13 protein-coding genes and 5 tRNA genes are annotated in these 12,376 nt (G+C 72.3%); 11 read left to right on the top strand and 7 right to left on the bottom strand.

Annotation, left to right across the window (positions count from 1 at the left end):
* Window positions 1-15 precede the first annotated feature (15 nt).
* Window positions 16-840 carry an RNA methyltransferase gene (locus AB0I83_RS15725; protein WP_363304943.1) on the top strand — a complete coding sequence of 275 codons (825 nt, stop codon included), beginning with the start codon at window positions 16-18 and terminating at the stop codon, window positions 838-840.
* Between the two features lie 45 nt (window positions 841-885).
* On the opposite strand, the gene AB0I83_RS15730 is transcribed toward AB0I83_RS15725, so the two are convergent.
* Window positions 886-2,202, bottom strand: coding sequence for a serine/threonine-protein kinase (locus AB0I83_RS15730; RefSeq protein ID WP_363304944.1), 1,317 nt, complete (start codon window positions 2,200-2,202; stop codon window positions 886-888).
* 206 nt (window positions 2,203-2,408) lie between these two features.
* Here AB0I83_RS15730 and AB0I83_RS15735 point away from each other — a divergent pair, with 206 nt between their 5' ends.
* The 5 genes from AB0I83_RS15735 to AB0I83_RS15755 all read left to right on the top strand — a co-directional run bounded on the left by AB0I83_RS15735 (window position 2,409) and on the right by AB0I83_RS15755 (window position 6,196).
* The gene (locus tag AB0I83_RS15735; protein WP_356535358.1) at window positions 2,409-2,669 is read left to right on the top strand and encodes a hypothetical protein; all 261 of its coding nucleotides are present in this window, start codon (window positions 2,409-2,411) and stop codon (window positions 2,667-2,669) included.
* 311 nt (window positions 2,670-2,980) lie between these two features.
* The gene (locus AB0I83_RS15740; RefSeq protein ID WP_356535359.1) at window positions 2,981-3,187 is read left to right on the top strand and encodes a hypothetical protein; all 207 of its coding nucleotides are present in this window, start codon (window positions 2,981-2,983) and stop codon (window positions 3,185-3,187) included.
* 205 nt (window positions 3,188-3,392) lie between these two features.
* The gene (locus AB0I83_RS15745) at window positions 3,393-4,355 is read left to right on the top strand and encodes an aminoglycoside phosphotransferase family protein (RefSeq protein ID WP_363304945.1); all 963 of its coding nucleotides are present in this window, start codon (window positions 3,393-3,395) and stop codon (window positions 4,353-4,355) included.
* A gap of 63 nt (window positions 4,356-4,418) precedes the next feature.
* Window positions 4,419-4,718, top strand: coding sequence for a zf-TFIIB domain-containing protein (locus AB0I83_RS15750; RefSeq protein WP_356535361.1), 300 nt, complete (start codon window positions 4,419-4,421; stop codon window positions 4,716-4,718).
* A 128-nt stretch (window positions 4,719-4,846) separates the two neighbouring features.
* Window positions 4,847-6,196: an OFA family MFS transporter gene (locus AB0I83_RS15755; protein WP_363304946.1), complete on the top strand. Its 1,350-nt coding sequence runs from the start codon at window positions 4,847-4,849 to the stop codon at window positions 6,194-6,196.
* Window positions 6,197-6,375: 179 nt separating this feature from the next.
* On the opposite strand, the gene AB0I83_RS15760 is transcribed toward AB0I83_RS15755, so the two are convergent.
* The 5 genes from AB0I83_RS15760 to AB0I83_RS15780 all read right to left on the bottom strand — a co-directional run bounded on the left by AB0I83_RS15760 (window position 6,376) and on the right by AB0I83_RS15780 (window position 6,821).
* Window positions 6,376-6,450: transfer RNA gene (locus AB0I83_RS15760), tRNA-Val, on the bottom strand.
* A gap of 23 nt (window positions 6,451-6,473) precedes the next feature.
* Window positions 6,474-6,545, bottom strand: a tRNA-Val gene (locus tag AB0I83_RS15765).
* A gap of 19 nt (window positions 6,546-6,564) precedes the next feature.
* A tRNA-Val gene (locus AB0I83_RS15770) sits at window positions 6,565-6,636 on the bottom strand.
* Window position 6,637: 1 nt separating this feature from the next.
* A tRNA-Cys gene (locus AB0I83_RS15775) sits at window positions 6,638-6,711 on the bottom strand.
* Window positions 6,712-6,748: 37 nt separating this feature from the next.
* Window positions 6,749-6,821 (bottom strand) — tRNA-Gly (locus AB0I83_RS15780).
* A 145-nt stretch (window positions 6,822-6,966) separates the two neighbouring features.
* Here AB0I83_RS15780 and AB0I83_RS15785 point away from each other — a divergent pair.
* From AB0I83_RS15785 to AB0I83_RS15795, 3 genes are all read left to right on the top strand, one after another.
* The gene (locus tag AB0I83_RS15785) at window positions 6,967-8,019 is read left to right on the top strand and encodes a chorismate-binding protein (protein ID WP_363304947.1); all 1,053 of its coding nucleotides are present in this window, start codon (window positions 6,967-6,969) and stop codon (window positions 8,017-8,019) included.
* Window positions 8,016-8,837 (top strand): aminodeoxychorismate lyase, encoded by an 822-nt coding sequence (locus AB0I83_RS15790; protein ID WP_356535364.1) that lies wholly within the window; start codon window positions 8,016-8,018, stop codon window positions 8,835-8,837. The genes AB0I83_RS15785 and AB0I83_RS15790 overlap by 4 nt, the downstream gene beginning before the upstream one ends.
* Window positions 8,838-8,935: 98 nt before the next feature.
* Window positions 8,936-9,772 (top strand): GNAT family N-acetyltransferase, encoded by an 837-nt coding sequence (locus AB0I83_RS15795; RefSeq protein WP_363304948.1) that lies wholly within the window; start codon window positions 8,936-8,938, stop codon window positions 9,770-9,772.
* 55 nt (window positions 9,773-9,827) lie between these two features.
* Here the strand turns inward: AB0I83_RS15795 and AB0I83_RS15800 are convergent, their stop codons facing one another.
* The gene (locus AB0I83_RS15800) at window positions 9,828-10,343 is read right to left on the bottom strand and encodes a DsbA family protein (RefSeq protein WP_363304949.1); all 516 of its coding nucleotides are present in this window, start codon (window positions 10,341-10,343) and stop codon (window positions 9,828-9,830) included.
* 154 nt (window positions 10,344-10,497) lie between these two features.
* Here AB0I83_RS15800 and AB0I83_RS15805 point away from each other — a divergent pair, with 154 nt between their 5' ends.
* Both AB0I83_RS15805 and AB0I83_RS15810 read left to right on the top strand, forming a co-directional pair.
* On the top strand, window positions 10,498-10,959 hold the full coding sequence (locus tag AB0I83_RS15805; protein ID WP_363304950.1) for a hypothetical protein: 462 nt from the start codon (window positions 10,498-10,500) through the stop codon (window positions 10,957-10,959).
* 290 nt (window positions 10,960-11,249) lie between these two features.
* Window positions 11,250-12,269, top strand: coding sequence for a LacI family DNA-binding transcriptional regulator (locus AB0I83_RS15810; protein ID WP_356535368.1), 1,020 nt, complete (start codon window positions 11,250-11,252; stop codon window positions 12,267-12,269).
* Window positions 12,270-12,376: the final 107 nt, after the last annotated feature.

Raw genomic sequence — 12,376 nt, forward strand, 5'->3', positions numbered from 1 at the left:
AAGGCAGTAGCACCCGTGGCAGAACTCATCACCGTCGACGACCCGGACGACCCGCGCCTGGGCGACTACACCGGCCTGACCGACGTCGCGCTCCGGCGCAGGCGGGAGCCCGCCGAGGGGCTCTTCATCGCCGAGGGCGAGAAGGTCATCCGGCGTGCGGCGAACGCCGGTTACGAGATGCGTTCCATGCTGCTCTCCGCCAAGTGGATCGACGTCATGCGCGACGTGATCGACGAGGCCTCGGCCCCGGTGTACGCCGTCTCGCCCGAGCTCGCGGAGCGCGTCACCGGCTACCACGTGCACCGCGGGGCCCTCGCCTCCATGGGCCGCAGGCCACTGCCGGACGTAGCGACGCTGCTGGCCCCGGCGCGGGCCGAGGTACGCAGGGTCGCCGTCTTCGAGGACATCGTCGACCACGCCAATCTCGGCGCCGCCTTCCGCAACGCGGCCGCGCTCGGCGTCGACGCCGTCCTGCTGACCCCGCGCTGCGCCGACCCGCTCTACCGCCGGGCGGTGAAGGTCTCGATGGGGTCCGTCTTCCACGTCCCGTGGACCAGGCTGGCCTCCTGGCCCGAGGACATGGGGCTGCTGCGCGAGGCGGGCTTCACCACGGCCGCGCTCTGTCTCGGCGACCGGTCGATCACCCTGGACGAACTCGGCGCGCGGCGGCACGAGAGGCTGGCGCTGGTCTTCGGCACGGAGGGCGACGGCCTCACCCCCGAGGCACTGGCCGCGGCCGACGTCCATGTGCGCATCCCGATGGACGCCGGGGTCGACTCGCTCAACGTCGCCGCGGCCTCCGCCGTGGCCTTCTACGCGACCAGGGTCACGCCCGCCTGACCCGACCGCGTGCCGACCGGGTCAGGGTGGCAGGGACCGGGTTCCTCAGGACCCGTCCGACAGTTCCGCGTGCGCGGTGGCCGCGTCGTACGTCTGCGACGGCGGGCCGTCCAGCCCTCGGGCGGGTCCCTGGCAGCCCTGAGCGGCCGCGATGCCCAGAGCCACGAGCAGCGTCACCACGACGAAGACGACCAGGCGCTGACGCAGCAGCCGGGGATTCGCCGGCCTCCGCTTCCCGGTCTTCCCCGCCGAGGTCGTCCGTACCCCGGGCCGGGTGCCGGACCTCGGTCCTGCGCCCTTCTGCCCCTGCGGATGCTGACCTGAGCGGGTGGACCCCCGGGTGCCCTGAGGATGCGAACCGTCCGTGCGGGGAGGCCCCGAGCGCGACGGCGCCGGACGCCGGCCCCTGGAGCGCGGCAGGGGTCCGCCGCCTGTCGCACGACGGGTGGACTGCTCGGTGTACGGGCCTTCCAGCCGGCCGGTCGGCCGGTCGAGCTCCTGCGCGTTCCGCTGCGCGGGGGGCCGGCGCTCGTGCAGCCCCTGAGCCTCGCGTGCCGCGATCTCCTTGAGCCGCATGGAGAGCTGCAGCGTGCTCGGCCGCTCCTCCGGGTCCTTCGCGAGACAGGCCCGCACGAGCGGCGCGAGCGCGTCGTGCACGTCCAGCAGATGCGGCTCCTCGTGGACCACGCGGTAGAGCATCACCTCGGAACTGCCGTGCCCGAAGGGCGAGTCGGCCATCGCCGCGTACGCGAGGGTCGCCCCCAGCGAGAAGACGTCCGTGGCGGGCGTCACCGCCGCGCCGCGCACCTGCTCGGGGGCCAGGAAGCCGGGCGAGCCGACGGCCGTTCCGACATGGGTCAGTGTGCTGGCGCCCGTCGACCAGGCGATGCCGAAGTCGATGATCCGGGGGCCCTTGGGGGAGAGCAGGATGTTCGACGGCTTCAGGTCGCGGTGGACGACCCCCGCCTCGTGCACCGCCACCAGGCCCTCCGACAGGGCCGCGCCGATCGAGGCGACCTCGGCGGCCGGGAGCGGACCCTCCTCGGCGACCTTGTCGTGGAGCGAGGGGCCGGGCACGTACTGGGTCGCGAACCACGGGCGGTCCGCCTCCAGGTCCGCGGCCACCAGCCGGGCCGTGCAGCCGCCGCGGATCCTCCGTGCGGCCGACACCTCGCGCGCGAAGCGCGAGCGGAACTCCTGGTCCTCGGCCAGATCGGGCCGGATCACCTTCAGCGCGACCCGCTGGCCCCTGCGGTCGGAGCCCAGGTAGACGACACCCATGCCGCCGGCCCCGAGCCGCCGGTGCAGCCTGAACGAGCCGACGACACGCGGGTCCTCGCGCCGGAGCCGCATCATCGCCATCGTCTGCCCATCCCCGCTGCCTGGTCCGCCTGACGAGGCACAGCTTACGTACCCGTGGCGCGGCGCGCTCAGAGGCCGCGCCCTCGCCCGCTGAACGATTGTCAGTGCCCGGTGAGAGAATTGAGCAGTGGTCAGGGAGCCGGAGATCCACGCTCCGTGGCCCGTGCGAGATCTCAAAGGACCGTCGCAGAAGGGGGATTGGATCAATGAAGGGCGATCGTGTGGAAATAGTCGTGGACGCGGGTGACACGACCAGGACGTACGAAGTGGTGGCCTCCAGGGCAGGCCGCCGGGTGGAGACAGCGGTCCGTCGGGGTGTGGTGGAAGTGAGTGAAGTCACCCGAAGTGGATCAGTTGTCCGTACCGCCCGCTTCATGGCGACCCGGGTGCTCGCCCTGGTCGAACAGCCGGTCCCCAGGGAGGACGCCTCCGAGCGCTCGCACCTGGACGATCCCAGGGCGGCATAGCGCCACCGGCCGGGCCGCCCCGGTCCGCGAGCCCTCCTGTCGCGCACCGGTCCGGCCCGGCCGCACTCCGGGGCGCCGGTCCGCCGGCCGTCGGACCGGTCCGGGGCGTTCCCTAGGTGGCCTGCCTCCGGTCTCCACCCAGGGGAGTACACGCGGAGCGGTCGGCTCATCCTCCGGGAGGCCCGCCATTCGGTACGCGGGCATGACGCCGGACGGCCCCGGCCTCCCTAATGTTTAAGTCATGCGGTGGGCGGCGAACTCGTCCCCCGAGGCCAACGCCCGCCGCTCCGGAACAGGTCAGGAGAGGAACCATGGCGGACACGGCTGCGCGGACCATGATCCGCACGCAGGGACGCAGGGCTTACACCTCGTTCGGCGTACGCCCGTCCGGGACCCGTCACCCGCTGGTGGCGACCGCCATGGTCCTTCCCCTGGCGGCCCTGCTCGTAGTCGTCTTCGGCGGCTGGGACGCAGTGGTCACACAGGCGTCGTCCGTGGGCGTGATGCTGGGGCGCTGAGCGGCGCCCCGGGTCCGGAAGAGCGGTCCGGACCGGGACATCCGGCCAACAGCCCCGTGGGGACGGGGGTGCGGCGGGCGGCAGCGTTTGTCCGGTCAGCTGGGGAGCTGGCCGGACATCGCGCTGTCCGGGCCCGTGAGGCCGCGTACGATCGGCGCCGGTACCGGCCGCATCGCCGGCCGATCACCGCTGTGGAGCCGAGCAGATGACCACCACCACCGTCGTACGCCTGCTGGGCGACCTCGCGCACGGCGGCGCCCACGCCGCCGGCGCCGCGTGCGCGTGCCCCCCGCCGGAGTTGCTCGCCGACCGCCCCGACGCCACGGTGGTCCGCAGCGGGCAGGTCGTGGCCAAGGCCCACGCCGCCGATTCTGAGTTCCCCGCCCTCACCGCCCGGCTGGAGCTGGCCGCCTCACCGGTCATGGCCGGCATCCTGCTTCCGCCGCTGCCGTCCCCGGCCCCGCCGCCGGGCGGCGCCGACGGCCGGGCCGTCAGCCTCTGGCCCTACGGCGTACCCGTCGACCCCGCCGACCCCGACGCGGCCCCCTGGGAGGAGGTCGCCGTCCTGCTGGCGGGGCTGCACCGCACCCCGCCGCCGCACGCGCTCCCGCCGATGCGCGGGCCGGCCAAGGCGGCCCGCGCGGTCGCCCGGATGACCACCGCCCGCCCGGAGGACCCGACGACCCTCCCGGTGCTCGCGGCCTGGCACGGGCTGCCCGGCTGGGCCCGCGGCGAGGGCCCGGCACCCGGGCACCGGGACGGCTTCCTCTGCCACGGCGACCTGCACCTCGGCCAGCTCGTCCGGGATCCGGGCCGGCCCGCCGGGTGGCTGCTGATCGACATCGACGACGTCGGCCTGGGCGATCCCGCCTGGGACCTCGCGCGGCCCGCGGCCTGGTACGCGGCCGGGCTGCTCGCCCCGGAGGTCTGGCTGCGCTTCCTGGAGGCATACCGGGCCGCCGGGGGACCGGCGGTGCGTGCCGAAGGCGACCCGTGGCCCGAGCTGGACGCCGTCGCGCGGGCCCTCACGGTGCAGACGGCCGCCCTCGCCCTGGCCAAGTCCGCGGCGGAGGAGCGTAGTCCGGATGAGGTGGAACAGTTGATGATCGATGCATGTGTCCGAATTGCCTCCCTCCCGCCCGAGTTGGCGGCCGGATCCTCGTCGTAGGGTGAAGCGATCGTCGCCGGGCGCGGATACCGGTGACGTCGTCACGACTGAGGAGCCGACCCGATGATCCAGTGCCCCAAGTGTCACGCCCAGATGAACACGTACAACCGCAACGGCGTCCAGATCGAGCAGTGCAGCGGCTGCCGGGGGATATTCCTGGACTACGGCGAGCTGGAGTCCCTGACGCGTCTTGAGTCGCAGTGGGCGCAGCAGGCCCCGCCGGCCCCCCAGGCCTACCCGTCCGCGCCGGCCCCGCAGGCCTACCCGTCCGCGCCGGCCCCCGCCTGGGGGGCTCCGCACCACGGCGGCCACCACGGCCACCACCGTCAGAAGAGCTTCGGCCGGATGCTGTTCTCCTCCTGACCGGTCTGCTGAGCGGCCGTCGCCGCGGGCGGGTCCGTGCCTCGGGCGCGGACCCGCATTGCATACGGTCGACGGATTTCCGCTCATGATCTGGTCACGGCACCGACCGGTGCCTAGAGTGCGGGTGCATGAACTTCCTCGACAGGTCCCGAACTGTCGCGCCCCCGGGGTGGAGCCGTTGGCTCGTACCGCCCGCCGCGCTCGCCGTGCACCTCTCCATCGGACAGGCCTACGCCTGGAGCGTGTTCAAGCCCCCGCTCGAATCCGCCCTCGACCTCTCCGGAACCGCCAGCGCCCTCCCGTTCCAGCTGGGCATCGTCATGCTCGGCCTCTCGGCCGCCTTCGGCGGCACCCTGGTCGAACGCAACGGCCCCCGCTGGGCGATGTCCGTCTCCCTGGTCTGCTTCTCCACCGGCTTCCTCGTCGCCTCGCTCGGCGCGGCCACCGGGCAGTTCTGGCTCGTCGTCCTCGGGTACGGCTTCATCGGCGGCATAGGCCTCGGCATCGGCTACATCTCGCCCGTCTCCACCCTCATCAAGTGGTTCCCCGACCGCCCCGGCATGGCTACCGGCATCGCCATCATGGGCTTCGGCGGCGGCGCGCTGATCGCCTCGCCCTGGTCGACCGGGATGCTGGAGAGCTTCGGTACCGACCGCTCCGGCATCGCGACGGCATTCCTCGTCCACGGTGTCGTCTACGCCGCCTTCATGACACTCGGCGTCCTCCTCGTGCGCGTGCCGCCGGACGGCTGGCTGCCCGACGGCTGGGAACCGAAGCAGGAGACCCGCAGGCTCGTCACCAACGCCCAGGTCTCCGCCCGCAACGCCCTGCGCACACCGCAGTTCTGGTGCCTGTGGGTGGTCCTGTGCATGAACGTCACGGCGGGCATCGGCATCCTCGAGAAGGCCGTGCCCATGATCCAGGACTTCTTCACCGACACCTCCACGCCGGTGTCCGTCTCCGCCGCGGCGGGCTTCGTCGCGCTGCTCTCCCTGGCCAACATGGGCGGCCGTCTCCTGTGGTCCTCCACCTCGGACCTGATCGGCCGTAAGAACATGTACCGGGTCTACCTCGGCGTCGGCGCGCTCATGTACGTGATGATCGCCCAGCTGGGCAACGACTCCAAGCCGCTCTTCATCTGCTGCGCGCTGGTGATCCTGTCCTTCTACGGGGGCGGCTTCGCGACCGCCCCCGCCTACCTGCGGGACCTCTTCGGCACCTTCCAGGTCGGAGCCATCCACGGCCGCCTGCTGACCGCCTGGTCGACGGCCGGCGTGCTCGGACCGCTGATCGTCAACAGGGTCGCGGACGCGGGGGAGAAGGCCGGCCACAGCGGCCCCAGCCTCTACACGACCTCCTTGACGATCATGATCGGGCTGCTGGTCGTCGGCTTCGTCGCCAACGAGTGCATCCGCCCGGTCCACGCACGCTTCCACGAGGCACCGGAAGGGAGCCCCCGTGTCCACCAGCAGTCGTAAGCCGCTCATGGTGTTCGTCTGGCTCTGGGTCGCCCTGCCGTTCGGCTACGGGCTGTACGAGCTCGCGCGCAAGGCCACCCAGCTCTTCACCGGTTGACGGGAACGGGGTGGCGCGGACCGGCTGATCCGCGCCACCCACGACGAAACCCCCGGTCGTCGAGACGACCGGGGGTTTCGGATGGTGCGCGATACTGGGATTGAACCAGTGACCTCTTCCGTGTCAGGGAAGCGCTCTCCCGCTGAGCTAATCGCGCAGGGCGACCCTGCGTGTACTGCGTGCGCGATACTGGGATTGAACCAGTGACCCCTTCCGTGTCAGGGAAGTGCTCTCCCGCTGAGCTAATCGCGCGGGGGTCCTTGCGGACCGGTGGACGATACTGGGATTGAACCAGTGACCCCTTCCGTGTCAGGGAAGTGCTCTCCCGCTGAGCTAATCGTCCTTGGAGGTGGAGACGGGATTTGAACCCGTGTAGACGGCTTTGCAGGCCGTTGCCTCGCCTCTCGGCCACTCCACCAGGGACGGGGGTTCGGGAAGATCCCCCGTCTACTGCGAGCGGACGACCAGGTTCGAACTGGCGACCTCAACCTTGGCAAGGTTGCGCTCTACCAACTGAGCTACGTCCGCTTGTCTTTCCCGGTCGGCTCGCGCGTCCCGGTGACGTGTTGAACTCTAGCGGATTACCGGGCCAGCACAAAAACGCGTTTGCGCAGCGTGCTGCGCCACCACCGCCCCGCCGCAGGTCACCGCGCCCGGTCCTAGACTCGGTGGTGTGCACGAGCTCACCCCCCTGGCCCGCTTCGGTGGCCTTGTCGCCTCCGGTCTGCGGGATGTCACCAGCGACCCCGAGGCTCTTGAATCATCCGGTTTCTGGGCCGTCTGCGCCGATTTCGAGGGCCGGCTCGTCTGCGCCCGCTTCGCCGACGTACGGTCCGAGCGGGTTCCGCCGCCCGTGCCGGGCGCCTGGCACGGGCCCGCACCGGCCGACTGGACGTCCTCGCTCGACGAGGACGCCTACCTGGACGGCGTACGGCGGATCCGTGGACACATCGCGGCCGGCGAGGTCTACCAGGCCAACCTCTGCCGGGTGCTGTCCGCGCCGCTGCCCGACCCGCGGGCGGACGTGGACGCCCTCACGGCCCTGCTGGCCCGGGGCAACCCGGCGCCGTACGCGGGGACGATCCGGCTGCCAGGCCACGGCGTCGAGATCGCTACCGCCTCACCCGAGCTCTTCCTGGCGCGCGACGGCCGCACCGTGGAATCCGGACCGATCAAGGGCACCGGGCGCACCGAGGGCGATCTGCTGGAGAAGGACCACGCGGAGAACGTGATGATCGTGGACCTGGTCCGCAACGACCTGGGCCGTGTCTGTGCGCCCGGCAGCGTGGAGGTGCCCGATCTCTGTGTGGTGGAGAAGCATCCGGGACTGGTCCACCTCGTCTCCACCGTGCGGGGACGCCTCGCCGAGGGCGCGGGGTGGCCGGAGCTGCTGACCGCGGCGTTTCCGCCCGGGTCCGTCACCGGCGCCCCCAAGTCCAGCGCGCTGGGGATCATCGCGACGCTGGAGACGGCGCCGCGCGGCCCCTACTGCGGAGCCGTCGGCTGGGTGGACGCCGACCGCGCCACCGCGGGACTCGCCGTCGGGATACGGACCTTCTGGATCGACCGCACCGGCCCGGCGCCCTTCCTCCGCTTCGGTACCGGGGCCGGAATCACCTGGGGGTCCGACCCGGGGCGTGAGTGGGCGGAGACCGAACTGAAGGCGTCGCGGCTGCTCGCTGTAGCGTCGGGCGCCTACGAGGAGACAGGAAGGACCGCGTCATGAGGATTTGGGTCGACGGCGCACTGCGTGACGCCGATGACGCCCGGCTGTCCGTGCTCGATCACGGACTGACCGTCGGGGACGGCGTCTTCGAGACGGTCCGGGTGGCCGAGGGCCGCTCCTTCGCCCTCACCCGGCACCTCGACCGGCTGACCCGCTCGGCCAGGGGCCTGGGGCTGGCCGACCCCGACCACGAGGAGGTCCGCCGCGCGGTGGCCGCCGTCGTCGAGGGCAACCCCATGGGGCTGGGCAGGCTGCGGATCACCTACACCGGCGGCATCTCCCCGCTCGGCTCGGACCGCGGCGACGCGGGGCCGACCCTGGTCGTCGCTATGGGAGAGGCCGCACGCCGCCCCGACAGCACCGCGGTGGTCACCGTCCCCTGGACGCGCAACGAACGCGGAGCGGTGACCGGCCTCAAGACGACCTCGTACGCCGAGAACGTCGTCGCCCTCGCGCGCGCCCACGGGCAGGGCGCCTCCGAGGCGCTGTTCCCCAACACGGTCGGGCGGCTCTGCGAGGGCACCGGATCCAACGTCTTCGTCGTCCTCGACGGCCGCATCCACACGCCCCCCGTCGCCTCGGGGTGCCTCGCCGGGATCACCCGGGCCCTTGCCGTCGAGTGGACCGGCGCGCGGGAGACCGACCTCCCGATCGACGTGCTCGAGCGGGCCGACGAGATCTTCCTGACCTCGACCCTGCGTGACATCCAGGCCGTCCACCGGGTCGACGGGCGGGAACTGCCCGGTGCGCCGGGCCCTGTGACGTCCAAGGCCATGCGGATCTTCGACGAGCGCGCGGCGGACGACCTCGACCCGTGAGCGGACCCGCGTGAATCCGGGCCGGGGGAGCGGCGTCGGGTGAACCGGCATCCGTGAACGGGGGTGACGGACGGCCGTCCAGCGGATAGAACACCCTGATGACCACGACCCTCAGGCCCACCGGGCCGATCGAGCAAGGCGCCGACGGCGCACGGGCACGCGCGTACGACGTGTGCGACAACGGGCGGCCCGTCGGCGCCGTCGGCATCGCCACCGACCCCGAGTTCGGGACCTCGGCGGGCGTCGTCCACTCGCTGCACATCGAAGAGGCCGACCGCAGGCGCGGCCGCGGCACCATCGCCGCGCTCGCCGCCGAGGAGGTGCTGCGCGGCTGGGGCTGCAACCGGGTCCGCCTCGTGGTCCCCGCCGGTGACGCCGCGGCCCTGGGGCTGGCGGCCGTGCTCGGCTACACCGAGCGCAGCCGGAACATGCTCAAGACCCTCCGGCGGACCGCCCCCGCACTGCCGGACGGGGTCACCGGCCGCCCCATGACGGAGCCGGAGTTCGCCGAGTGGGCGGTCACGAGCGTCGAGACGTACGCACGGAGCTGGGCGGAGCGGGGGGTGACGGACGAGCAGGCCCGGTACAAGGCCGAGGCCGACCACGGCAGGCTGCTGCCGGACGGTCTCGCCACCCCGGGGATGTACTTCCACGTCCTGGTGAGCGACGAGGCGGTCGTCGGCCACGTCTGGGTCGCCCGGCACCGGACACCGGAGGACGAGGACATCGGCTACGTGTTCGACGTCGAGGTGCGCGAGGCCCACCGGGGGCGCGGGTTCGGCCGCGCGCTGATGCACCTCGCGGAGGACATCACGCTCGACGCCGCCCTCGACCGTCTAGGCCTGCACGTCTTCGCCTCGAACACGCCCGCACTCCGGCTGTACGAGTCCCTCGGGTACGGGACGACGCGGTACAACCTGGCCAAGGCCCTCTGACGGTCCTGGCCGGCGCGTCGGCACCGGGTCAGGCCGTCGGGCCCCGGGCGGCCCGTCAGTCCCGGGCGGCGAGCAGGCGGTCGGCGATCTCCTCGATCCGCTCGCGCAGCCCCTCCTGGCTCTTCCCGCCGTCCAGCCGCTCGTCGCCGATGACGTAGGTCGGGGTCCCGGTGACACCGATGGCCTTGCCCTCGGCCTGGTCCGCGTCCACGATCAGCAGATGCCGGCCGTCGATCAGCGCCGTGTCGAACTCTTCCGCGTCCAGGCCCAGTTCGCCCGCCACCTCGAGCAGCAGGGGCTCACCGGCGTGGGCGAGGTCGCCGGCCCTGGCGAGTACGGCCTCGATGTAGGGCCACCCCTTGCCCTGTACGACCGCCTCCTCGGCGGCCTGCGCCGCCGCGTACGCGTGCTTGTGCTTCTCCAGCGGGAAGTGGCGCAGCCGGATCTCCATCCGGTCGCCGTAGCGTGCGCGCAGGGCGTGGACGTCGCCGAGGGCCCGATGGCAGTCGGGGCACTGGAGCTCGCACCAGACGTCGAGGACGACCGGCGCTGCGTAGGGGGAATCGCTCATGGAACCAGTCTTCCAGCCCGGACCCGCGCTACCCAATCGGGACCTGGGGAGGAAAACAGCCCTGAGATGTCCCTGATCCGGTCCCGGGACGTGGCCCCGCCACCGGTCGCCGGTGCAGGATGGAAGGGACGTTTCCCTACGGCTGGAGGCCACGATGCTTGCCGAGACCATCTGTTCCGCGGTGTCGGCGGCGGGCCTGGGTATCGCCGCGATCACGGCGTACCGGAAGCGGTACCTCGCCGCGACGCGGATCGCCGCGTACGCCCTGGTGCCGGTGGGCCTGGTGATGACCGGTGTCATCGACTGGGTGTCGGGCATCGTCTTCGACCCGAGCGTCTGGATCGGCTTCGGCCTGCTGGGTCTGGCCTGGCTGCTTTTCATGGCGACCCGCGCCGTGGAGCGCCGGGGCGGCTCGACCCGCAGGGAGCGCAAGGCGGCGCGGGCCGCGTCGAGAAGCGGCGCCGTCGCACCCGCGGCCTCCTCACCCACGCTGACCTCCGGTGCGGGAGCGTCGGCCGCTCAGCCGCAGGACCGTTCCGGGAAGAAGCCGCAGCGGGGTTCCGGTGGCGACGACTTCAGCGACATCGAGGCGATCCTGAAGAAGCACGGCATCTGACCCGGTCCCGGGACCCCGTCGGCCCGGCTGCGGGGGCGCTGAAGGGGTGAATCGATTCACGCGGAGTGCCGGACGTCGGCCCGGGCTCGGCATGCCGGTATATTCGGCTTGCCAAGATCCGATCTTGACGGTATCCCGTGGGTACGGTTAGCGTCCCGAGATGGATTGAAACAATTCAATCCTGTGGGACCGCGGTCCGCGCGGCAGCGCGACGGCCATGCCGGACGTCCGTACACCAGGGCCGGGCGCCGATGTGCGGCGGTCGGCGAACGCATCAGTGGGGCGGGCAAGTGGGGCGTGTGGCAGGGATCAAGGACGTGGCCCGGCAGGCCGGAGTCTCGGTCGGCACGGTCTCCAACGTGATCAACCGTCCCGAGGCGGTGCTGCCCGACACCCGTGCGCGGGTGCTCGCGGCCATCGAGGAACTCGGGTACGTGCGCAGCGAGTCGGCCAGGCAGCTCAGGGCCGGGCGAAGTCGCATCATGGCCCTCCTGGTGCTGGACATGGGCAACCCGTTCTTCGTCGACGTCGCCCGTGGCGCCGAGCGTGCGGCGCGGGACGCCGGTCTCGGCGTCATGGTCTGCAACAGCGGCCAGAGCCCGGAGGAGGAGGCCGAGTACCTCGGCCTCTTCGCCGAGCAGCGGGTGTGCGGGGTCCTGGTCACGCCGGCCGACGCCACCGGCGGCAATCTCGAGGCCTTCGCCCGTCACCGGATCCCGTACGTACTGGTCGACCGGGTGGCGTCGTCCACCGACACCTGCGCCGTCTCCGTGGACGACGTGCGTGGCGGGATGCTCGCCGTCGGGCACCTGGTCTCGGCCGGCCACAGTTCCGTCGCCTACGTGAGCGGGCCCGGCGACCTGCACCAGATCAGGGACCGCCGCGAGGGTGCCCTCGCGGCCCTCGCCGAGGCCGGGCTCGGCCCCGAGGCGCTCGTCGAGATCCCCTCCGACCGCCTGGACGTGGCGGCCGGCCGTGACGCCGGGGCCAGGCTGCTCGGCCTGGTGCCGCGGCCCACCGCCGTCTTCTGCGCCAACGACCTGCTGGCACTGGGCGTCCTGCAGTCGTTGTACGCCGCCGGGGTGCGGGTGCCGCAGGACGTGGCCATCGTCGGCTACGACGACATCGAGTTCGCCGCGGCCGCCGCCGTGCCGCTCACCTCCGTGCGTCAACCCGCCGTGGTGATGGGGAGGATGGCCGCCGAGCTCCTCCTGGAGGAGGCGGACGACGGTGACGGCAGCCACCGGCACCGCAGCGTCGTCCTCCAGCCGGAACTCGTGGTGCGCGCGTCGAGCGCCGCCCCGCGCTGAACCCCGCCGGGCGGCGGCGGGCCGTGTCCTCGGTCCGCCGCGGCCGGGTGGGCGCCGGACGCACGAGTCACGTGCTCTCGGAGAGCCTGGTGGGGCGAGAGGTGCGA

The sequence above is a fragment of the Streptomyces sp. NPDC049970 genome (genome assembly GCF_040660235.1).
Classification (GTDB): domain Bacteria; phylum Actinomycetota; class Actinomycetes; order Streptomycetales; family Streptomycetaceae; genus Streptomyces.

What these genes read in the sequence shown, in the direction of transcription:
- AB0I83_RS15730 (WP_363304944.1), bottom strand. Translation starts at nt 2,202, where the DNA reads ATGGCGATGATGCGGCTCCGGCGCGAGGACCCGCGTGTCGTCGGCTCG.
- AB0I83_RS15740 (WP_356535359.1), top strand. Translation starts at nt 2,981, where the DNA reads ATGGCGGACACGGCTGCGCGGACCATGATCCGCACGCAGGGACGCAGG.
- AB0I83_RS15750 (WP_356535361.1), top strand. Translation starts at nt 4,419, where the DNA reads ATGATCCAGTGCCCCAAGTGTCACGCCCAGATGAACACGTACAACCGC.
- AB0I83_RS15805 (WP_363304950.1), top strand. Translation starts at nt 10,498, where the DNA reads ATGCTTGCCGAGACCATCTGTTCCGCGGTGTCGGCGGCGGGCCTGGGT.
- AB0I83_RS15790 (WP_356535364.1), top strand. Translation starts at nt 8,016, where the DNA reads ATGAGGATTTGGGTCGACGGCGCACTGCGTGACGCCGATGACGCCCGG.
- AB0I83_RS15745 (WP_363304945.1), top strand. Translation starts at nt 3,393, where the DNA reads ATGACCACCACCACCGTCGTACGCCTGCTGGGCGACCTCGCGCACGGC.
- AB0I83_RS15800 (WP_363304949.1), bottom strand. Translation starts at nt 10,343, where the DNA reads ATGAGCGATTCCCCCTACGCAGCGCCGGTCGTCCTCGACGTCTGGTGC.
- AB0I83_RS15735 (WP_356535358.1), top strand. Translation starts at nt 2,409, where the DNA reads ATGAAGGGCGATCGTGTGGAAATAGTCGTGGACGCGGGTGACACGACC.
- AB0I83_RS15755 (WP_363304946.1), top strand. Translation starts at nt 4,847, where the DNA reads ATGAACTTCCTCGACAGGTCCCGAACTGTCGCGCCCCCGGGGTGGAGC.
- AB0I83_RS15795 (WP_363304948.1), top strand. Translation starts at nt 8,936, where the DNA reads ATGACCACGACCCTCAGGCCCACCGGGCCGATCGAGCAAGGCGCCGAC.